Raw genomic sequence first — 20,643 nt, 5'->3', positions numbered from 1 at the left:
TGCCGCCCGCTACTGATCAGTTGAGCTTGAAGACGATGCGTCGCTTGTCCTGCGAGGCCACCGGTGCGCCATTCTGGGTCGCCGGCTGGTACTTCCAACGGGTCACTGCTTCGACCGCTGCGCGATCGAATACGTGACGCGGCTCCGCATCGACCACCTTCACATCATCCACGTTGCCTTCCGGCGTGACGGTGAAAGTCAGCTCCACCCAGCCCTCCTGGTTGGATCGCATCGCCGTCGCCGGATAACGCGGACTGACATTTCTCATCAGCACCGCGCCATGTGAGCCGCCTGCACTGGAGCCTTCGCTCGCCGCTGCCGCCGTGCTCGCCTGCGACTGGCGCGCCGACTCGGACGGTGCCTGCTGTTGCTGAGCGAGGCGTGCTTGCGCAGCCTTCTGCTGCTGTTCGGCGAGCGCCTTCTGCTGCGCCTCGGCCACCTGGCGATCGGCCTCGGCCTTGTCGGACACGGCCTTCTGGGCAGCCAGCTGTGCCTGCTTCTCCTTGTCCGATGCCATCTGTTGTTCGCGATCCTGCAGCTTGCGCTGAGCATCCAGCTTCGAACGCAGGATCGTCAGCGTGTAGTTCGCCGGATCGGCCTTGGCGAGCAGATCGATCTGCCGCTGGGCCTCAGTGAAGTCGCGCTGGTTGATCGCCTGTTCGGCGACGCTGGAACCGACCGGGAAGGTCTCACGGAGTGCATCCGATGCGACCTGGTTACCCGGCTGCTTCTCGAGCACCTTGAGATAGAACTCGAAGGCGTTGTTGCCGGCGGGCGCCAGCAGGCGCTGCTCGTTCACCGCCTTGCGGGCTTCGGACAGCAGCTGATTGGTACTCATGGCCGCCACGTTGGCTGGCGGCGGAGGCGCTTCATGACCCGCCACCACCGGTGTCGACGGATGCGCGCCCGCGTCAGTGTCGGCCAGGTCTTGGTGCGGCTTGATGATAAGGAACCAAGATGCTGCCGCAAGCACGGCGACGACGGCAACAATGGCGATGGCGGCTGGGCGAACGGCCCCGCGCGCACGGCGACGCGCATGACGTGTATTTCGGGTATCCATGGTCTCTCACTGAGTGTCATCAGATACCCGCGCTTTTTCCCCCTGTGAATCCAGGAGCGGGAACCTCCCCAGGCTCTCGCGGCGCGGATGTACGAAAGGTAACCGTAATGTGGCACCACGGCAAATCGTGCGTAGCGTCACGTCGCACAGGCCAGGATCGGGCCGGTATGTCACGGCCGCGTCATCGTGGCGATATCCGAGGTCGCCTACGAATTTTTCGTACCCCGGAAACGAAGCGTCCCGGCATGGGCCGGGACGAATCGCGCTTTCGAAGACTCTCCCCGCGCTGGGCACCGCGGGGAGAAAAGTCGGTGAAGCTAGTTATGTAAGTTGATACTTACTTCTTCGCGACCTTGGTGGTCTTGGTGGTCTTGGTGGTCTTGGTAGCCTTTACCACCTTGGCGGCGGCAGCCTTCTTCACGGTCCTCTTGGCGGCCTTCTTGGCAACCTTCTTCGCGACCTTCTTGACAGCGACCTTCTTCACGGCAGCCTTCTTGGCGGCCGCCGGACGCTTCTTGGCGACAGCTTTCTTGGCGACCTTCTTGGCGGCAGCCTTCTTGGCGACCGGCTTACGGGCAACCGGCTTCTTGGCGGCGGCCTTCTTCACGGCGGTCTTCTTGGTCGCCTTCTTGGCGGCCGGCTTCTTTGCAGCGGCTTTCTTGGCAGTGGCCATAGTTCGTCTCAGCTCCTCATCAGTTGGCAGTGGTTGCCCAGTAAAAGCATGTAGGAACGCCTCCACAAGCAGATCGCTATTGGTGGCGTGCCGAAGATTGTTCACCTGACGACGGGTGCGTTCGTCAGAAAGGGGCCTTAGAACGTGCAGTGGGATCGAGACCGTGATCTTGCGTACTGCGCTGGCCTTTTCTCCATGCTCGATATAAGGCGGTATGAATTTCGAAGTTGCCATAGCACCCGTTCTCCGTGTTCCGTTGCGAAAGCTATTCCTGAAGATTTCAACTGTCAATTGATTTTAGCTACGAAATCAATTCGTTTCATCCACCCCCGGGAGGGTCCAAACCCCCACCGGATAAGGCCTGAGGGGGGTCGAAGGGTATTTAGTATCGGACGTCCATACCGCTAAATTTAAATACACCCATATAACGCGTTAATGTAATAAAACCGCTTAAAACAAGGCGTTTTATGCTACACCGCAACATGACGCCGACATGCTGACTTAGCACGTATCCCAGTGAATACACAGGGTAAGTTGCAAGCCAAATGAGGGGGCTAAAGAATGAACAGAACACGACTGAAATCGTCCGATCGCCCACCCCGGGAAGAAGCCCGCGCGCCCCTCCATCGGACACCGAATCGGTCGCGAAGGCCCTTCATCGGGACCCTGCACGCTCCTGCGAACCCCTCCCTGATCTGCCTCATGGACATCTATCGGCATAGCCGTCGGTAACTTTTGCGGCCACCAAACTGCCGCCCCTCGAGCTGCCGACATGACCCCATCGCGGGCTTGCAGGGGTTCGCTGCCGACGTGTGCATTCCTCGCGAACTCATCATGCAGTCGATGCGGTGGCAGCCGGCAAAGTCAGTGCCTGTTGATGAGGATCACGGATGCCCGCCGCTTAAAAAGACGCCGGCCGCTTGGTGGCGGCCGGCGTCGGGTGAAGCGGCGAACGAGGACTTAGTGGTCTTCGTTCTCGATCAGTTCGGCATAGGCGTCGGCGTCGAGCAACTCGTCCAGCTCGGCCCGGTCGCTGGCGCGAACCAGGAAAATCCAGCCGTCACCGAAGGCGTCTTCGTTGATCGTCTCGGGCTTGTCGTTGAGGCCTTCGTTGACCGCCACGATCTCGCCGGACACCGGGCTGTAGATGTCCGAGGCGGCCTTGACCGACTCGACCACGGCCACGCCGTGGCCGGCCTGCACGCTGGCGCCGATCTCCGGCAACTCCACGTACACCAGGTCACCGAGCTGGCCCTGGGCATGGTCGGAAATACCCACGCGAACCAGGCCGTCGTCTTCGACGCGGGCCCATTCGTGGGACTTGAGGAATTTCAGATCGCCGGGAATCTCGCTCATGATCGAATCCAGTCGTTGATATTGGGTCGGGGATGGAGCGGCAATTCTAGCCGCTTCATTCTTGTGGCAACACCGCTCGTGATGTTGCCGTCGAGATCAAATGCCTTCGCAGGGCTTGCCGTCGCGAACGAACGGGTACTTCACCAGCCGCACCGGCACCTCGCGTCCACGGATATCCACGCGCACGTCGCCCGCCTCGCCCGCCGGAATGCGTGCAAAGGCGACTGCCTTGTTGAGCGTCGGCGCGAAACTGCCGGAGAGGATCTCGCCCGCACCGTTTGCCGTGAGCACGGGCTGGCCATGACGCAGCACACCCTTGTCGTCGAGCACCAGGCCGACCATCACGCGCTTCACACCCTCGGCCTTCTGCGCCTCGAGCGCCTTGCGGCCGATGAAGTCACGCCCCTCGTCTAGCGCGATGGTCCAGCCGAGGTTGGCCTCCCACGGCGACACGGTCTCGTCCATGTCCTGCCCGTAAAGATTCATGCCGGCTTCCAGGCGCAGCGTGTCACGGGCACCGAGGCCGGCCGGCGCGACGCCGGCGGCGACCAGCGCCTGCCACAAGGCCACGGCATGCTCTTGCGGCACGATGATCTCGAAACCATCTTCACCGGTGTAACCGGTACGGGCGACGAACAGCGGCATGCCATGCGGCCCCTGCGCAGCGGCGGCGGCGAACTTGCCCAGCTTGCCGATACGCTGGTGGTCGATCTCGGCCAGCAGGCCGATGGTCTTGGCGCGGGCGTTGGGACCCTGCACGGCGATCATGGCGAAGTCCGGACGCTCCTTCACCTGCACATCGAAGGCCTTGGCCTGCTGTTCAATCCAGGCCAGGTCCTTCTCGCGGGTGGCCGCATTGACCACCAGGCGGAAGAATTCTTCACCCAGGAAATACACGATGAGGTCGTCGATGACGCCGCCCTGCGGGTTGAGCATGCACGAATACAGCGCCTTGCCATGGACCTTCAGCTTGTCGACGCTGTTGGCCAGCAGGTGACGCAGGAAGTCCCGCGTGCGCGGGCCATGCAGGTCGACCACGGTCATATGCGAGACGTCGAACATGCCGGCATCGCGACGCACGACGTGGTGCTCCTCGATCTGCGAGCCGTAGTTGATCGGCATGTCCCAGCCACCGAAATCGACCATACGCGCTCCGAGCGCGCGATGGGTGTCATTAAGTACGGTCTTCTCGGTCATCGCAGTCGTGCTCTGGGGAAAACAACATTATCGCCGCGCGAACAAGGCATTCCAAGCCGAGCGACGCCGGCTTACCGTGCGTCGCCGTATCGATGACCGCGTCGTGCAACGCCGTACTCTACGCACCCGTGCATTTAGCGCGAGTGATGCGGCCCCAACCCCGCGAGCAACTGCTCCACCACCTGCTCGGCCAGCTGTTCGGGGCGCAAGCCGGCGGTGCGCAGATGCAACTCCGCCTGTTCGGGCGCCTCGTAGGGTGAGTCGATACCGGTGAAGTTGATGATCTCGCCGGCACGGGCCTTGCGGTACAAGCCCTTCGAATCGCGCCGCTCGCACTCCTCCAAAGTGGTGTCCACGAAGACCTCGAGGAACTCGCCGCCGTCGAACAGGCTGCGGGCGAACCGACGTTCGCTCTGGAACGGCGAAATCACACAGACCAGCACGATCAGGCCGGCATCGACCATCAGATGGGCTACCTCGGCCACACGCCGCACGTTTTCCACTCGCGCCTCTGCCGTGAAGCCAAGATCCTTGTTGAGGCCGTGGCGCAGGTTGTCACCGTCCAACATATAGGTGTGGTAGCCGAGTGCGTGCAGACGGCGCTCGACCAGGTTGGCCACGGTGGACTTGCCCGCGCCCGACAGGCCGGTGAACCACAGGCAGCGCGACTGCTGCCCCTTGCTGGCGCTACGGACATCCTTATTGAGGTCGGTGTGCTGCCAGTGCACATTGGCAGCGCGGCGCAAGGCGAAGTCGAGCATGCCGCAGCCGACCGTGGCATGCGTCTGGCGATCGATCAGGATGAAGCCACCGAGCGTGCGGTTGTCCGCATAGGTCTCAAAGGGTATGGCGTGGTCCAGGTCGATATTGCAGTAGCCGACCTCGTTGAGGTCGAGCCGACGCGCGGCCAGCTCGGCCTGGGTATTCACGTCGACCTTGTGCTTGATCGTGGTAACCCGCGCATTGACGGTACGGGAACCCATCTTCAGCCAGTAAGCGCGATTGGGCAGCAATGGCTCATCACCCATCCATAACAGGTGCGCGGCGAACTGGTCCGCCACCGGGGCCGGCCGCGTGGCATCGGCAATCACATCGCCGCGACTCACATCGACCTCGCGATCCAGGGTCAGCGTCACCGCCTGCCCAGCCATCGCCTCCCCAAGGTCGCCATCGGCCGTGACGATGCGTTCGATGCGTGCCCGCCGCATGGCCGGCTGCACGACGATCTCACTGCCCACCGCCACACGGCCTCCACAGATCGTGCCGGCATAACCGCGGAATGAGGCATCCGGCCGGTTCACCCACTGGACCGGCATGCGGAAGTCGGCCGCTTGCGTGGCCGTCGTATCGGCCGACTCCAGCAACTCCAGCAGGCAGGGACCTCGGTACCAGGGCATGCGCGTGGAACGCTGGCCGACGTTTTCGCCACTCGGGGCGACCACGGGCAGGCAATGTACGGTGGTGATACCCAGATGCGCGGCCAGTTCGCGGTATTCGTTCGCGATGGCGGCGTAGACATCATCCCGGTAGTCGATCAGATCCATCTTGTTCACCGCCAAAACGACCTGACGGATACCCATCAACGCGCAGATATAGGTATGCCGCCGCGTCTGCGGCAGCAATCCCTTGCGCGCATCCACCAGCACCACCGCCAGCTCGGCATTCGAGGCGCCGGTGGCCATGTTGCGCGTGTACTGCTCGTGCCCCGGGCAGTCGGCCACGATGAAGCTGCGCCGCTGCGTATGGAAATAGCGGTAAGCCACATCGATGGTGATGCCCTGCTGACGCTCAGCATCGAGACCGTCGGTGAGCAGGGAAAAGTCCAGCTGATCAGGCGCATCGGCGTGCAGCTTGCGGCTGTCACGGATCAGCGCGGCGACCTGGTCCTCCGGCAACATGCCCGCGTCGTACAGCAGGCGGCCGAGCAGCGTGCTCTTGCCGTCATCGACGCTGCCGCAGGTGATGAAGCGCAGCAAGTTGGTCGTGTCCTGCGCGGCCGGGGTGATTTCCATCGTTGTCATCAGAAATAACCCTCCTGCTTCTTGCGCTCCATGGACGCGCTGGCGTCGTGGTCGATCACGCGCCCCTGGCGTTCGGAGCTGCGCGACGTCGCCATCTCGTCAATGATCTTGTCCAGGGTGTCGGCGCTGGATGCCACCGCGCCGGTCAGCGGGTAGCAGCCCAGCGTGCGAAAGCGCACTTCGCGCATGGCTACCGCCTCACCCTCGCGCAGGGTGAAACGGTCGTCGTCGATCATGATCAGCGCGCCGTCGCGCTCCACTACCGGCCTCGGCTTGGCGAAATACAGCGGCACCACCGGAATGCCCTCCCGGCGGATGTAGTGCCACACGTCCATCTCGGTCCAGTTGGACAACGGAAACACACGGACACTTTCGCCCTTGTGGATCTGCGTGTTGTACGTGTGCCAGAACTCCGGGCGCTGGTTTTTCGGGTCCCAGCGATGCTGGGCATTGCGGAAGGAGAACACGCGCTCCTTGGCGCGCGACTTCTCCTCGTCGCGCCGCGCACCGCCAATGGCGGCGTCGAAGCGGTATTTGTCCAGCGCCTGCTTCAGGCCAACCGTCTTCATGACATCGGTGTGCACCGCCGAGCCGTGGACCAGCGGCGAAATGCCCTGGCGCACGCCATCTTCATTGATGTGCACCAGAACTTCGACATCACCTGCCGCCGCCACCTGGTCGCGAAAGGCGATCATCTCGCGGAACTTCCAGGTCGTGTCGACATGCAGCAGCGGCATCGGCGGGCGCGCAGGATAGAACGCCTTGCGCAGCAGATGCAGCAGCACGGAGGAGTCCTTGCCGATGGAATAGAGCATGACCGGGCGCTCGAAAGCAGCCGCCGTCTCTCGAAAAATATGGATGCTCTCGGCCTCAAGTGCATCCAGGTAGGACATAGGGGACATAGATTGCTTCACTGGCCTCTGGCTTGATCGCCCCGGGGTAGCGGCAGATCATCCGTGGAAATCTAACGAAAGTCACCTGAAGGAACGCGGTTGGCCGTCGCAGACAGCAGGAAAACACGCCAGGACGATCCGTCCCGATCGGCGTGATCTTTTCGTCACCTCCCTGGCGCAACACTCGCTTAAGATCGGCCGCATGAGCACATCGATGGCGACGGGAAGCGCACAACTCGATGCCACTGCTACGCCCCCCTGCCTGCGTGTTGCGGGTGACTGGACGTTGGCCCATTACGCTGATCTCGAGCGGGCCGTCGGCCTGATCAAGACGCCGTTGAGCGGCGACACCACCATCGACCTGGGCCAGCTCGGATCGCTGGATACCGCTGGCGCTTCCTTGCTGGTCGGCCTGTTGGGCGCCACCCGCCTGGGCGACCTGGCGCAGGAGGCACCGGGAATGTCGGCGGCCCGCCGCGCCCTGTTGCAGACCGTGGGGACGGCGCTGGCCGGCTACCGCGAGCCGAGCCGAAAGACGCATCAAGGCAACGCCATCACCGACCTGCTCGCGCGCATCGGCGCCGCAATGGAGGCAGTCTGGCGACAGCAGCTTGCGCTATTGGGCTTCATCGGGCTTACCTTGCAGACGCTGGCCCAGACCATAGCGCGACCACGCCGCTGGCGGGTCACCTCGCTGGCGGCGCATATCGAGCAGACCGGCCTGGATGCCGTACCCATCATCGTCCTGCTCACCTTCATGGTGGGCGCCGTGGTGGCCTTCCTCGGCTCCACCATTTTGGCCGACTTCGGCGCGACCATTTATACCGTCAACCTGGTGGCGTTTTCCTTCATGCGCGAATTCGGCGTCTTGCTTACCGCGATCCTGATGGCCGGCCGCACCGCCAGCGCCTTCACGGCGCAGATCGGCTCGATGAAGGCGAACGAAGAGATTGACGCGATTCGTGCGCTGGGCCTGGATCCGATGGAGTTGCTGGTGTTGCCGCGAGTGCTCGCGCTGCTGATATCGCTACCCATGCTCGCCTTCCTGGCCACGATGGCCGGCATTATTGGCGGCGGCGTGGTCTGCGCGCTGATCCTGGATATCTCGCCGATCATGTTCATCAACGTGGTCAAGACCAATATCGGCGTCGAGCATTTCCTGGTAGGTATCGCCAAGGCGCCTGTATTCGCCTTCCTGATCGGGGTGATCGGCTGCCTCGAAGGTTTCAAGGTCGCCGGCAGCGCCGAATCCGTGGGCGAACACACCACCTCGAGCGTGGTGCAGTGCATCTTCGTGGTGATTCTCATCGATGCCATCGCCGCGCTGTTCTATATGGAGATGGGCTGGTGAGCGCGGTGACCGCCAGGGCGCAGGACGACGTGATCCAGGTGCGTAACCTGGTCAACCGCTTCGGCTCGCAGACCGTGCACGAGCATCTGGACCTGGATGTTCGTCGCGGCGAGATTCTTGGCGTGGTCGGCGGCTCCGGCACCGGCAAGTCGGTCTTGCTGCGCAGCATCGTGGGTCTGCTTCGCCCCACCTCGGGACAGGTGCAAGTGTTTGGCGAGGATCTGCTGAGCCTGTCGCCCGAACGACGTTCGCTGGTCGAGCGTCGTTTCGGCGTGCTGTTTCAGAACGGCGCGCTGTTCTCCTCACTCAATGTTGTCGAGAACGTGGCCATGCCGCTGATCGAGCATGCCGGCCTCGGGCGCCCCGATGCCCAGCAACTGGCTGGGGTCAAACTCGCCCTGGCGGGCCTGCCGGCCGGCACCGAAACGAAGTATCCATCGGAGCTGTCAGGCGGCATGGTGAAGCGCGCGGCGCTGGCGCGCTCGCTCTCGCTCGATCCGGAAATCCTGTTCCTGGATGAACCCACCGCCGGTTTGGACCCGATCAGCGCAGCCGCTTTCGACCAGCTGATCCTGACCCTGCGCGACGCGCTGGGGCTCACCGTGTTCCTGGTCACGCATGACCTCGACACGCTTTACACCACCTGCGATCGCGTCGCCGTGTTGTCGCAGAAAAAGGTCTTGGTGATTGGCCCCATCGACGTAGTGGCGAAAACCGACGACGCCTGGGTGCAAGCCTATTTTCACGGTCCGCGTGGCCGCGCCGCCGAAGACGCGCGTGCCGCCGAGCTCTCGCACGAGGTGAAGTGATATGGAAACGCGAGCCCATCACGTACTCATCGGCCTGTTCACGGTAATCGTGGTGGCCGCGGCCCTGCTGTTCGCACTATGGCTGGCCAGGTCCAGCTCCGACCGCCAGTTCACCCAGGTGCAGATCGTCTTCCAGGAGGCGGTGACCGGCCTCTCCCAAGGCAGCGCCGTGGAAATGAACGGCATCCGCGTCGGCGAAGTCACCCAGCTCAGGCTCGACCCCGCGGACCCACGCAAGGTGCTTGCACGAGTCCGCCTTGGCGCGGACACCCCGATGCACCAGGACACCCGTGCCGTGATGGCGCTGACCGGCGTTACCGGGCTGTCGATCATCCAGCTCAGCGGCGGTTCGCCGGGGAGCCCTCCGCTGGTGGGGAGCAATGGTAACCTGCCGGTGATCGTGGCCGATCCCTCGCCGCTTGCCCGCCTGCGCGCCGGCGGCGGAGACCTGCTGGTCAGCATCAACGAAGTCGTCGACCGCGCCACCGAACTGTTGTCACCAAAGAACATCGAGCACATCAATCAGACGCTCGAGCACGTCGACAGGGTGACCGGCGCCTTCGCCGACCAGCGCGACGATATTCGCCAACTGGTGCAGCAGCTGGCCCAGGCGAGCAAACAGGTCAACGCGACGCTGGCGCAGACGGATCAACTGGTACGCAATGCGAACGGCCTGGTCGACAACCAGGCACGTGCCACCCTGGACAGCGCGCAGAAGACGATGGCCTCGCTACAGAGCTCCTCCGCCACCATCGACCAGTTGCTCAACGACAACCGCGCCGCCGTCAACGGCGGCTTGCAAGGCCTTAGCGAGCTTGGCCCGGCGATTCGCGAGCTGCGCGATGCGGCCGGCACGATGCGCGGCATCTCGAGCCGCCTGGACGACAACCCGGCTCGCTTTCTGCTAGGCCGTGACCGTAGCAAGGAGTTTGTGCCATGAGGCTTTTCGTCCGCTTCCTGCCGGTGTTGACGGCCACCATGCTGCTTGGCGCCTGCTCGATCTTCCCCAAGCCGGAACCGCAGGAAACCTATCGCTTGCCGAGTACGCCGCTGCCGCACGCCGATGCGCAGCCCGTCAACTGGTCCTTGCGCGTCGATACGCCGCAAGGCGGGCGCATGATCGATAGCGCGCGCATCGCAGTATTGCCGCAGGGCGACGTGATCACGGTATACCGGGGCGCCCGATGGAGCGACCCGGCGACGACCTTGCTGCGCAATCGCCTGATCGATGCCTTTAAAGACGATGGACGCATTGCAGCCCTCAGCAGCGACGAATCCAGCCTGCAGGCCGACTACATTCTTACCGGCGACATGCGCGCGTTTCAGACCGAGTATCAGGGCGACCATCCTGTGGTGGTCATCCGCTTCGACGCCCGGCTGATCAGCAACGCCGGCCTACGCATCGTCGCCACGCACCGCTTCGAGGTCACCCAACCCGTGAACGGCTCGGCCGTGCCGCAAGTGGTGACCGCCTTTGGACAGGCCAGCGATGCCCTGGCCGCGCAGCTGGTGTCATGGACGCTGCAGCAACCCGCACGCCATCGGTCCACCGCCAACTAGCCTCAGCGCAGAGCCGCAAACGCCGCTTTCGCAGCCACCTGCCGAAAGGTGAGGTTGATCCGCGGCCCTACCGCGCTCGTCGTCTTGGGCAGATCGTGTACATAAAGATGCTGCGTGTCCCCGGCCATGCGCAGCAAACTGCCGTGTCCCAGTTCGACCACATGCACCTGGCGCTTGCCTTCGCCGCGTTTGGCACGCAGGCGGAACCGGCGTTCCGCTCCCAGGCTCAATGATGCAATCACCGGCTGCGCGCCCAACTCCGGCTCGTTGTCGCTGTGCCAGCCCATCGAGTCCTGACCGTTACGGTAGAGGTTCGCCAGCACGCTGTTGAAGCGTGTCGCACAGGCTTCTTCCACACGGGCACGCAAGGCCGTCAGCGCTGGAGTCCATGGGTGAGGTTCAAAGCGCGTGCGCGAATAGACGTAGGTGGCGTCCGGGTCGCCGATCCAGCAACTCAATCGAGGCGACTCGACCTCGCGACCGTAGATGCGAATCCGATGGATCTCCCAGGCAATGGTGGCCAGAAGGTCGGCGAACAGCTCGTCCGCTTCGGCCGACGCCAGCCACGGTGACCACAATGACAGTTCGGCACCCGGCAGCGGCAATCGCTGCCAGCTACGAGAGGACGATTCATCGAACAGACTCACCCAAACATCTCCCTACAGTCCCACCCAGCTCACCGGTCAGACAATGGCCGGATACGCGGGCTCGACATCGAGCGTGGAGGCGCACACCGAAGCCAGTTCCAGCAGGCGCAGATCGGACCCGCGAGCACCCACCAGCTGCAAGCCGATTGGCATGCCGTTGGGCAGGTAGCCCATCGGAATGCTCACCGCGGGGCAGCCGGCCAGGCTGGCGAAACTGGTGAGGTCGGCCTGGGAATCCGGCACCGGACCATCCAACGGGAACGCGCCCTGCGGTGTGGTGGGCATGACGAGTACGTCGATCTGGGCGAACAGTCGACGCATCTTGAGTGTGGCCGCATCCAGCACGCGATCGGCAGCGGCGTAATCCGCCGCGGTCTTGGCAGCGGCATAGCCCAGCAGGCGTCGAAAATGTTCGGACACGCGATGGTCGGTGTCGGCAAGATCGTCGGCAAAGGTGCCGAGCATCTCTGCCTCCATCAACAGCAAGCCTGCGCGCCGGGTACGCGCGAAATCCCAGTCGGAGAAATCGACGGTCCGGCGCTCGCCCAGCTCCCGCGGCCATTTCGCCAGCGCCGCTTCGAATACTTCGATCACTTCGGGCTGCACGCCGAGCCCGGCCAGATTCGGCAACAGGCCCGCGCGCAGGTTGCCCGGCTCCCAGTCCGGCGGCGAAAGCGCCACGCGGCGGCGACGCGAGCGTGCGTCGTCGGCGTCATAGCCAGCCAGCACCTGTAGCAGCACGGTGAGGTCGTCGGCGCTGCGCGCGATCAAGCCTACCGTGTCCAGCCGCCGCGCTGCCGGCACGACGCCGCGCGCGGAAATTTCACCATGGGTCGGCTTGATCGCGTACACGCCGCAATAGCTGGCCGGGATACGGATCGAGCCAAGGCTGTCCGAACCCAGGGCGGCCACCGCCAACCCAGCAGCCACCGCCGCCGCCGCACCACCCGATGAGCCGCCAGCGGTATAGCCGTGACGATGAGGGTTATGCGTTGGCCCATAATGAGGGTTGTCAGTGACCGCCCCCAGCGCCCCTTCATCCATATTGGTCTTGCCGATCAAGAGCGCGCCGGAAGCGCGCAGCCGCGCCACCACGTGCGCATCCTCCGTCACCGGCTTCAAGCGACCAATCAGCCCGGCGTGGGTGGGCCACCCCGCGATGTCGAAATTGTCCTTGAGCGCCACCGGGAGGCCGTCGAGCCTGCCGATGACCCCGTCGCGTCGACGATGCTGGGCTGCCAGGGCCTGCTCTTGCAGCATCGCTGGACTCAGGCTGACATAAGCGTTGAGCTGGGGATTGATCCGCTCGATGGCCTCCTGATAGACCTCGGCCAGCGCCTGGGGCTGCACGCGCTCCGCGGCCAGCCAATGCAAGAGCTGGCACATGGTGGCCCGACGAAGGTCGAGATCGCTGATCGGGGGCTGTTGACTCATGGTCTCGTCCTTGGCGCTGGCTGCAGTGGATTATCCCCTTCATTGATGAAGGGTTTGCAAGGATCTGACCCGCGCCGTTGCCCGGCACGGCCCGAACCCGGACAATGACGGATTGCCCGCTCCGTACGCCACGGAACGGTTCCGTGCCGCACTAGCCAGAGGGAGCCCGCCATGAGCGAACGCGAAACAATGGAATACGACGTCATCGTCGTCGGCGCGGGCCCCTCAGGCCTCTCGTTCGCCATTCGCCTGAAGCAGCTCAAGCCCGAAATCAGCGTGTGTGTGATCGAGAAAGCTTCGACCATCGGCGCGCAAATCCTCTCGGGCGCGGTGATCGAACCGCAGCCGCTGGACGCACTGCTGCCAGGCTGGCGCGACAATCCGCCGCCCATCTGCGTAGCGGCCGGCGAGGACGAGTTCTGGCTGCTCAGCAAGACCGGCGCGCGCAAGCTGCCGGTGCCGCCGGGCATGAACAACCACGGCAACTTCATCGTGTCGCTTGGCGCGATGTGCGCCTGGATGGCGCCTCAGGCCGAAGCGCTGGGCGTGGACGTGTTCCCCGGTTTCGCCGCTGCCGACAACATCTACAACGACGATGGCTCCGTCGCCGGCGTACGCATCGGCGATATGGGCGTGGCCAAGGACGGTTCACACAAGCCCGGTTACACCGAGGGCATCGACATCAAGGCCAAGGTCACCGTGCTCGCCGAAGGTGCGCGTGGCAGCCTGACCAAGCAGCTGATCAAGCGCTTCAAGCTGGACCAGGACAGTGACCCGCAAGGTTACTCCATCGGCATCAAGGAGCTGTGGCAGCTTCCCGCGGGGCGCGTCGTGCCCGGCAAGATCGTGCACAGCTTCGGCTGGCCGGCCGACAGCCACACCTATGGCGGCAGCTTCCTGTATCACCTGGACAAGGATCGGGTCGCGCTCGGCTACGTCAGCGGCCTCGACTACACCGACCCCAACTACCAGCCGTGGGAAGCGTTCCAGCAGTGGAAGAACCACCCGTCGGTGAAAGCGCTGCTGGAAGGTGGCACCATTCTTTCGGCAGGCGCACGCGCCATCGTCACCGGCGGCTATCAGTCGCTACCGAAGCTGGAAATGCCTGGCGCCTTGCTGATCGGCGACACCGCCGGCCTGCTCAACGTACCCAAGATCAAGGGCACGCATCAGGCCATCAAGAGCGGCATGCTCGCTGCCGAGCACCTGGCCGCGAACGATCTCAATCCCGCCGGATTCGACGCCAAGCTGCGCAGCTCTGACGTGATGGCCGAACTGAAGCAGGTGCGCAACATCAAGCCCGCATTCAAGAAGGGCCTGTGGTTCGGCATGCTCAACGCGGCATGGGAAACCGCGACCGGCGGCGCGTCGCCGTGGACGCTCAAGAACAAGGCGGACTGGTCCTCACTGCACAAACTCGGCGAGTGCGAGGAACCCAAGCGCGACTACGTTCAGCGCGAACTGGCGCCGCGCGATCGCCTCGCCGGCGTGTATTTCGCTGCCACGGAACACGACGAGGACCAACCGATCCACCTGCACGTGGCCGATACCTCGGTGTGCGTGACGAAATGCGCGGTGGAATACGGCAACCCCTGCACCCGCTTCTGTCCCGCTGGCGTCTATGAGATCGTCGACGATGAAGCCGGCAAGCGCCTGCAGATCAATGCCGCCAACTGTGTGCACTGCAAGACCTGTGACATCAAGGACCCGTACGAGATCATTACCTGGGTGACGCCGGAAGGTGGTTCGGGGCCGAATTACCAGAATCTGTGAGGCATGCCCTGTCCGCATTCCTACACGATGAATTGAGGATTTCACCCTGATCAGCACGATGCATTGGCGCTTGAGGCGCCTGCACTATCTACTGCAGCGCGCTGCCAACAGCATGGCGCAGCGCGGTGTACGCAGCACGGTATCCCGCATTGCACAGGAGTTCCGGCGACGCCCCGCGCAGGAGGCTGCGTGGCAACTGGAAGCATTGGACGCGCCGTTTTCGCCGTTTGCCTTGCCGAACGCCGTCACACCACGTGTATCGGTGATCATTCCGACTTACGGCAAGCTCCCGTATACATTGGCCTGCCTGCGCTCGATCGCCCGACATGGTGCACAGGCGCCCTTCGAAGTCATCGTCGTTGACGATGCTGCATCTGACGAGGACGTGTCGCCGCTGCAACAGATCGAAAACCTGCGCCTGCTGCGGAATCCGCGCAACCTGGGCTTTGGGGGCAGCTGCAACGCGGGTGCAGCCATGGCTCGCGGCGAGTATCTGTTGTTCCTCAATAACGACACCCAGGTCACGCCGGGCTGGCTGGACGAACTACTCGCGTGTTTCGACGACGCCCGCTGCGGCATCGCCGGCAGCCGGCTTGCCTATCCGGACGGCCGCCTGCAGGAAGCCGGCGCCATCGTCTATGCCAATGGCGAAGCCTGGAACTACGGGCGCTTTGAAGACCGCGACGACCCACGCCTGCTGTACCGGCGCGATGCGGATTACGTGTCCGGTGCCGCCCTGATGATTGATGCCAGGCTGTTCGCCAGCGTGGGCGGCTTCGACCCGCGTTATTCGCCCGCCTATTGCGAAGACATGGACTTGGCCTTTGCGGTGCGCGCAGCGGGACGACGGGTGATCTACCAGCCGGCCAGCCTGGTGATTCATTGCGAAGGCGTGAGTTCTGGCGTGGACCCCTTCGTAGGCGTCAAGCAGTACCAGATCACCAACCGCGCAAAGTTTGTCGAGAAGTGGCGGGGCCAGCTGCAGCGGCATCCCGCGCCCAAGACTCCCGTCGAACGTGCATTGCATCATGCAGCCTGGCGCCACCTGCTCATCGTGGATGCCTTGGCACCCGACCCCACCCGTGACTCAGGCTCACTGCGCCTGATCAACATCATGAAGCTGATCATCGACATGGGATGGCGGATCAGCTTCATGCCGGACAACGGCCGGGCCAGTACCGATGAGATCGCCTTGCTGGGAAAGCTTGGTGTACAGACGCTTTGCAGGCCGTGGGCACCATCGCTGGCCACCTGGCTCAAGCGCGAGGGCTCATCCCTCGATGCCATCATGTTTTGCCGCCATTACGTCGCCGACCCTCACATGGCACTGGCACGCCAATTTGCGCCTAACGCAAAGCTGTTGTTCGACACCGTCGATCTGCATTTTCTCCGCGAGCAGCGCGCCGCCGAACACACGGGCAACGCCGCACTTAGCCGCCAGGCGAAACTGTCGCGACAGCGTGAGCTCTCGCTCATTGAAGCCAGCGACGTCACCTTTGTGGTCAGCCCGATCGAGCAAGCACTTCTGGCGGAACAGATGACGCATGCCCGCGTGGAGTTGCTGTCCAACGTGCACGAGCTTTATGGGCGGGCGGCGGGCTTTGCGGAACGGCGTGACCTCGTCTTCGTAGGTGGCTTTGGACATCCGCCCAACGAGGACGCTGTGCACTGGTTGGTGACGGAGGTATTCCCACGGGTCCGCCAGCAAAATCCGCTAATCCAGCTCCATGTCATTGGCGACATGCCCGAAGCGGCGCAGAAACGCTACGCGAGCGATGGCGTCCTGATCCACGGCCGCGTCCCCGAGCTTACGCCGTGGATGAATGGATGTCGCATTGCACTCGCGCCGCTGCGCTATGGTGCGGGCGTGAAAGGCAAGGTGAATATGGCCATGAGCCATGGCTTGCCTGTCGTGGGCACGTCGGTGGCGGCTGAAGGCATGATGTTCGTCGACGGCGTCGACATTTTGCTGGCCGATGATGCCGATGCGTTCGCAGCGGCCATCCTGCGGCTTTATGACGACGAGGCCTTGTGGTATCGCCTTTCGGATGCGGGACTCGACAACGTCCGGAAATACTTTTCGTTCGAGGCGGCGCGCCTGACCCTGCAGCGCGTCCTCGATTGAGATCCGCCGTCGACGGCATATTCCACTTGCTTCATACGCCCGTTTGAATACGGGTAATATAGACGACCCCAGTTCCCCGAAGACGACCTTACCGTTGAAGGACCCGCAGATGAAGATTCTCGTTGGCTACAAGCGCGTTGTGGACTACAACGTGCGCATCCAGGTCAAGCCCGATGGCACCGGCGTGATCACCGATGGCGTCAAGCTTTCCGCCAATCCGTTTGACGACATCGCGCTGGAAGAGGCACTGCGCCTTCGCGAAAAAGGTGTCGCGGAAGAGGTGGTGGTGGTTGGCATTGGCCCGGCGGACCTGACCGCACACCTGCGCAACGGCCTGGCCATGGGTGCCAATCGTGCGATCCACGTGCTGACGGCGGATGCCGTGCAACCGCTGACGGCTGCGCGAGTGTTTCAGAAGCTGGTCGAGAAGGAACAGCCCGGCCTCGTCATTCTTGGTAAGCAAGCCATCGACGATGACGCCAACCAGACCGGCCAGATGCTGGCTGCGTTGTGGGATCGCCCGCAGGCGACGTTCGCCAGCAAGGTCGAGATCGCCGATGGCAAAGCCACGGTAACGCGCGAAGTCGATGCCGGCCTGGAGGTGATCGAAGCAGAGCTGCCCGCGGTCATCACCACCGATCTGCGCCTCAACGAGCCACGCTTCATCAAGTTGCCGGACATCATGAAGGCCAAGTCCAAGCCGATCGACCTGGTCGAACTTGGTTCCTTGGGCGTCGAGAGCAACGCCCATCTGAAGACCACGCATTACGCCGCGCCGGCCAAACGCAGCAAGGGCGTGATGGTCAAGGACGCGGCCGAACTGGTCGCAGCGCTGAAGCAGAAAGGTCTGCTTTAAGCAGCCCGGGAGACAGATCATGAGCAAAATTCTCGTCATCGCCGAACATCTGGGCGGCAAGCTGAACCCTTCCACCGCGCGCGCCGTGAGTGCTGCCGTGGCCGTCAAGCCGGAGACCATCGACGTGTTGGTGCTGGCTGATCAAGTCGAGCCCATCGCCGCCGAGGCAGCGAAGATCGAAGGCGTCAGTCGCGTACTGACCATCGCCCGGGCCGAGAATGCGCATCCACTGGCAGCCGTACTGGCGCCGCAGATCGCCAAGGTCGCCGCTGGCTACAGCCACGTGTTCGCGCCGTCCACTACGTTCGGCAAGGATGTCGCCCCGCGCGTTGCGGCGCTGCTCGGCGTGGCCCAGGTCAGCGACGTGATGAGCGTGGAATCCAGCCACACGTTCAAGCGCCCGATGTACGCCGGCAACGCCATCGTTACCGTCGAGGCGGATGGCGACACCACCGTCGTCGCCACCATCCGCACGGCGTCATGGCCCGCCGCCAATATCGGTGCCAACGCGGCTCCCGTAGAAGCGATGTCCATCGATGTGTCCCTGCCTGCACACACCCGCTTCGTGGAGTTGCGCCAGGGCAAGAGCGACCGTCCGGACCTGCAGAGCGCCAGCAAGGTGGTTTCTGGCGGTCGTGGCGTCGGCTCGAAGGAAAACTTCGAGATCATCTATAAATTTGCCGACAAAATTGGCGCCGCCGTCGGAGCATCGCGCGCCGCCGTGGACGCCGGCTATGTACCCAATGAGCTGCAAGTCGGCCAGACTGGCAAGATCATCGCGCCGGAGCTCTACATGGCCATCGGCATCTCCGGAGCCATCCAGCATCTGACTGGCATCAAGGACGCCGGCACGATCGTGGCGATCAACAAGGACGGCGAAGCGCCAATCTTTGAGATCGCGGATATCGGCCTGGTGGGTGATCTCTTCAAACTGATCCCGGAACTCGAGCAGGCGCTGGGATAAACCGGGGCATTGGCCGGTGCCTGCGCTCACATCTTGATCGCGGGCACCTTGCCAAACCTCCTGATCGACTCAGCCTGCCCGGGCACGCGTCACCTCGAGCCGGCATCGATCCAGCCAACGCTGCGCAAGACGGGACCAGCCGTAAGCGGCGATGCGTGCTACGTCGTTCGACAACTCGCCATAGCAACGCTCCGGCGACTCCGTCAGCACCTGCAGAAATGCGCGCAAGTCGGCACTTCGATTACGGCAGGACCAACCCCGTCCGGTCTGCGCGATCAACGCGTTGGCCGGATCGTCTTCGACCGAATAGCAGTGCAGCACGGGCTTGCCGCTGCCCAGATATTCGAACAGCTTCCCCGGCGTCTGCGCGTCCAGGGCATTGCCAATATTCACCAGCACATCGCACGCCTGCTGCAGCGCCAGCGCGCGCGCATGAGGCTGTTCGCCTAGAAAAACGATCCGCCCCTGGCTGCGCTCGATCAAGGCAAGGTGATCCGCACTTATTTCCGGAGCGACGATCGTAAGCTGAACATCATCCTGCTCCAGCACGGCCTCCAGCAATGCCGTCGGGTCCCGAAAAGCGTAGAAGCGGCCCGTATACAACAGCTGCAACGGTTGCTGGCGATTAATCGGTGGGGCCGCGCTGAACTCAATGGGCAAAGCGTCATCGTAGCCCTGCGGCAGCACGAGAATCTTGTCAGGAGCGGCCCCATGCCGCTCGATCAGCAACTTGCGCGTCGCCTCAGTGGTGACGCTCACGGCCGCTGCCGAATCGCATACGCTCTCCTCCAGCGCCCAGGCGCGCCGATGCCAGCGTTTGGGCGTATAGGGCGCCAATACGGGATCCCCGAGATCAGCCAACCATACGCGTCCGCGCCCGCATTGCAGGCCGACCTCGAGGGAAACGGGCGGTTCGTGCGAGCTGACGATGGCATCGGGCTGAATGGCTTCGATGACCCGCCGGGCCTCGCCGAGTGCGAACTTCCGCCATTGGCCACGGTTGTCCGAGTAAGTCCACAAGCCAATCAATGCATCAAGCTTCTGGTATAGCCGCCCCTTCCAGTTGAGCCCTCTTTTGGCGGGAACGCTAGCGGAGGAAGACGGAGCGGACGCGGCAGCTCTGGGCCGTTTCAGTTGCGCCACCCATGCGGCGAAGCCACCGGCATGGCATCGATGCACAACGACACCAGCGGGAAGCTCCAGCGCGGAGCGGCCCGCGCTGGGCAAATCCGGCGCCAGTACATGAACATCAACGCCAAGCTTGACGAGTTCGCGCGTCAGGTAATACCAGCGTATTGCCTGCGGCGAAGCCAGCGGTGGAAAACCATATGCGATGAGAAGTATGCGCACTAAGAATGCCTTGAAGCGTCTACCCGGAGCAGGACAGTCGGCATCTTGGCGTGGCGGACCACAAGGATCAATCCTCACCAAAAGCATGCCGCTTTCCGCTCCTCCTACGCCTTCCAGCTGAGGACCTGTCCAGGGCATGCCCGAGGACCTGCTTAATGCATCTGGACGCCGCTTCGGCGCGCTCGCAAGGGCCTGGTATGGCAATGACCGAGCGGGAGAATGCGCTTCTGAAGCGGCCAGAACCGACCTTACTCATTTCCTTAGACGATCTTGAGCCCATCTTCATCGAGCTTATCGGCCGCGCTTCCGGCGCCGCTAGAACCCTAGATGCACAACCTGGAGCGCTGCATCATCGCGCACAACGTCACAGCGACTTCAATCGCATATCATCAGGCAGTGGCTTTGGCTCATTGGCCCAGCATGGTATGACAAGCAGCCAGGCTTGCTCTTCATCCCTGCTGATGGGTCCCGACAACGATACCCCATTGCGTTGACGGCATTTGCATCGACCGCCAACGCAAAACATTTCTCGCCGTACATGATGCATGGATCTTCGACGGACTCCGGACTTACC

The 20,643-nt window shown here is 63.2% G+C and carries 18 protein-coding genes; 9 read left to right on the top strand and 9 right to left on the bottom strand.

The annotated features are described in order from the left end of the window. Window positions 1-16: 16 nt before the first annotated feature. The 6 genes from OUZ30_RS16100 to cysD all read right to left on the bottom strand — a co-directional run bounded on the left by OUZ30_RS16100 (window position 17) and on the right by cysD (window position 7,209). Window positions 17-1,060, bottom strand: a complete 1,044-nt coding sequence (locus OUZ30_RS16100; RefSeq protein ID WP_266183447.1) for an energy transducer TonB — start codon at window positions 1,058-1,060, stop codon at window positions 17-19. Window positions 1,061-1,397: 337 nt separating this feature from the next. After that, window positions 1,398-1,967 carry a met regulon transcriptional regulator MetJ gene (metJ, locus tag OUZ30_RS16095; RefSeq protein ID WP_266183446.1) on the bottom strand — a complete coding sequence of 190 codons (570 nt, stop codon included), beginning with the start codon at window positions 1,965-1,967 and terminating at the stop codon, window positions 1,398-1,400. 726 nt (window positions 1,968-2,693) lie between these two features. After that, complete coding sequence (gene gcvH, locus OUZ30_RS16090) at window positions 2,694-3,089, bottom strand: glycine cleavage system protein GcvH (protein WP_266183445.1); 396 nt, start codon at window positions 3,087-3,089, stop codon at window positions 2,694-2,696. Between the two features lie 96 nt (window positions 3,090-3,185). After that, window positions 3,186-4,286, bottom strand: a complete 1,101-nt coding sequence (gene gcvT / locus OUZ30_RS16085; protein WP_266183444.1) for a glycine cleavage system aminomethyltransferase GcvT — start codon at window positions 4,284-4,286, stop codon at window positions 3,186-3,188. A 134-nt stretch (window positions 4,287-4,420) separates the two neighbouring features. Continuing rightward, on the bottom strand, window positions 4,421-6,307 hold the full coding sequence (gene cysC / locus OUZ30_RS16080; RefSeq protein WP_266183443.1) for an adenylyl-sulfate kinase: 1,887 nt from the start codon (window positions 6,305-6,307) through the stop codon (window positions 4,421-4,423). Further along, window positions 6,307-7,209, bottom strand: a complete 903-nt coding sequence (gene cysD / locus OUZ30_RS16075) for a sulfate adenylyltransferase subunit CysD (RefSeq protein WP_425601526.1) — start codon at window positions 7,207-7,209, stop codon at window positions 6,307-6,309. Before cysD ends, cysC begins: the two co-directional genes overlap by 1 nt. Window positions 7,210-7,402: 193 nt before the next feature. Between cysD and OUZ30_RS16070 the strand changes: the two genes are divergently transcribed. The 4 genes from OUZ30_RS16070 to OUZ30_RS16055 are packed head-to-tail and all read left to right on the top strand — an operon-like array spanning window position 7,403 to window position 10,920. Continuing rightward, window positions 7,403-8,551 carry an MlaE family ABC transporter permease gene (locus OUZ30_RS16070; protein ID WP_266183442.1) on the top strand — a complete coding sequence of 383 codons (1,149 nt, stop codon included), beginning with the start codon at window positions 7,403-7,405 and terminating at the stop codon, window positions 8,549-8,551. Further along, window positions 8,548-9,360, top strand: a complete 813-nt coding sequence (locus OUZ30_RS16065) for an ABC transporter ATP-binding protein (protein ID WP_266183441.1) — start codon at window positions 8,548-8,550, stop codon at window positions 9,358-9,360. Before OUZ30_RS16070 ends, OUZ30_RS16065 begins: the two co-directional genes overlap by 4 nt. A gap of 1 nt (window position 9,361) precedes the next feature. Next, on the top strand, window positions 9,362-10,300 hold the full coding sequence (locus OUZ30_RS16060; protein ID WP_266183440.1) for an MlaD family protein: 939 nt from the start codon (window positions 9,362-9,364) through the stop codon (window positions 10,298-10,300). Beyond that, entirely contained in the window at window positions 10,297-10,920 is a 624-nt protein-coding gene (locus tag OUZ30_RS16055; RefSeq protein WP_266183439.1) for an ABC-type transport auxiliary lipoprotein family protein, read from the top strand. Before OUZ30_RS16060 ends, OUZ30_RS16055 begins: the two co-directional genes overlap by 4 nt. 2 nt (window positions 10,921-10,922) lie before the next feature. Here OUZ30_RS16055 and OUZ30_RS16050 read toward each other — a convergent pair whose 3' ends face one another. Together OUZ30_RS16050 and OUZ30_RS16045 are read right to left on the bottom strand one after the other, a co-directional pair. Then, window positions 10,923-11,567: an alpha-ketoglutarate-dependent dioxygenase AlkB family protein gene (locus OUZ30_RS16050; RefSeq protein WP_266183438.1), complete on the bottom strand. Its 645-nt coding sequence runs from the start codon at window positions 11,565-11,567 to the stop codon at window positions 10,923-10,925. A gap of 36 nt (window positions 11,568-11,603) precedes the next feature. Continuing rightward, the gene (locus OUZ30_RS16045) at window positions 11,604-13,001 is read right to left on the bottom strand and encodes an amidase (RefSeq protein ID WP_266183437.1); all 1,398 of its coding nucleotides are present in this window, start codon (window positions 12,999-13,001) and stop codon (window positions 11,604-11,606) included. A 171-nt stretch (window positions 13,002-13,172) separates the two neighbouring features. On the opposite strand from OUZ30_RS16045, the gene OUZ30_RS16040 reads away from it, so the two are divergent. The 4 genes from OUZ30_RS16040 to OUZ30_RS16025 all read left to right on the top strand — a co-directional run bounded on the left by OUZ30_RS16040 (window position 13,173) and on the right by OUZ30_RS16025 (window position 18,719). Continuing rightward, a complete protein-coding gene (locus OUZ30_RS16040) occupies window positions 13,173-14,774 on the top strand; it encodes an electron transfer flavoprotein-ubiquinone oxidoreductase (RefSeq protein ID WP_266183436.1) in 1,602 nt (533 codons plus the stop codon). A 70-nt stretch (window positions 14,775-14,844) separates the two neighbouring features. Then, the gene (locus tag OUZ30_RS16035; RefSeq protein WP_266183435.1) at window positions 14,845-16,899 is read left to right on the top strand and encodes a glycosyltransferase; all 2,055 of its coding nucleotides are present in this window, start codon (window positions 14,845-14,847) and stop codon (window positions 16,897-16,899) included. A 109-nt stretch (window positions 16,900-17,008) separates the two neighbouring features. Continuing rightward, a complete protein-coding gene (locus OUZ30_RS16030; protein WP_266183434.1) occupies window positions 17,009-17,755 on the top strand; it encodes an electron transfer flavoprotein subunit beta/FixA family protein in 747 nt (248 codons plus the stop codon). A gap of 19 nt (window positions 17,756-17,774) precedes the next feature. After that, entirely contained in the window at window positions 17,775-18,719 is a 945-nt protein-coding gene (locus OUZ30_RS16025; RefSeq protein WP_266183433.1) for an electron transfer flavoprotein subunit alpha/FixB family protein, read from the top strand. A gap of 69 nt (window positions 18,720-18,788) precedes the next feature. On the opposite strand, the gene OUZ30_RS16020 is transcribed toward OUZ30_RS16025, so the two are convergent. Next, window positions 18,789-20,069 (bottom strand): glycosyltransferase, encoded by a 1,281-nt coding sequence (locus tag OUZ30_RS16020; protein ID WP_266183432.1) that lies wholly within the window; start codon window positions 20,067-20,069, stop codon window positions 18,789-18,791. A gap of 155 nt (window positions 20,070-20,224) precedes the next feature. Here OUZ30_RS16020 and OUZ30_RS16015 point away from each other — a divergent pair, with 155 nt between their 5' ends. Next, window positions 20,225-20,563, top strand: a complete 339-nt coding sequence (locus OUZ30_RS16015) for a hypothetical protein (RefSeq protein WP_266183431.1) — start codon at window positions 20,225-20,227, stop codon at window positions 20,561-20,563. Window positions 20,564-20,643: the final 80 nt, after the last annotated feature.

Source organism: Dyella humicola, from assembly GCF_026283945.1.
Lineage (GTDB): Bacteria > Pseudomonadota > Gammaproteobacteria > Xanthomonadales > Rhodanobacteraceae > Dyella > Dyella humicola.
This window is presented reverse-complemented; position numbering and strand designations above follow the sequence as displayed.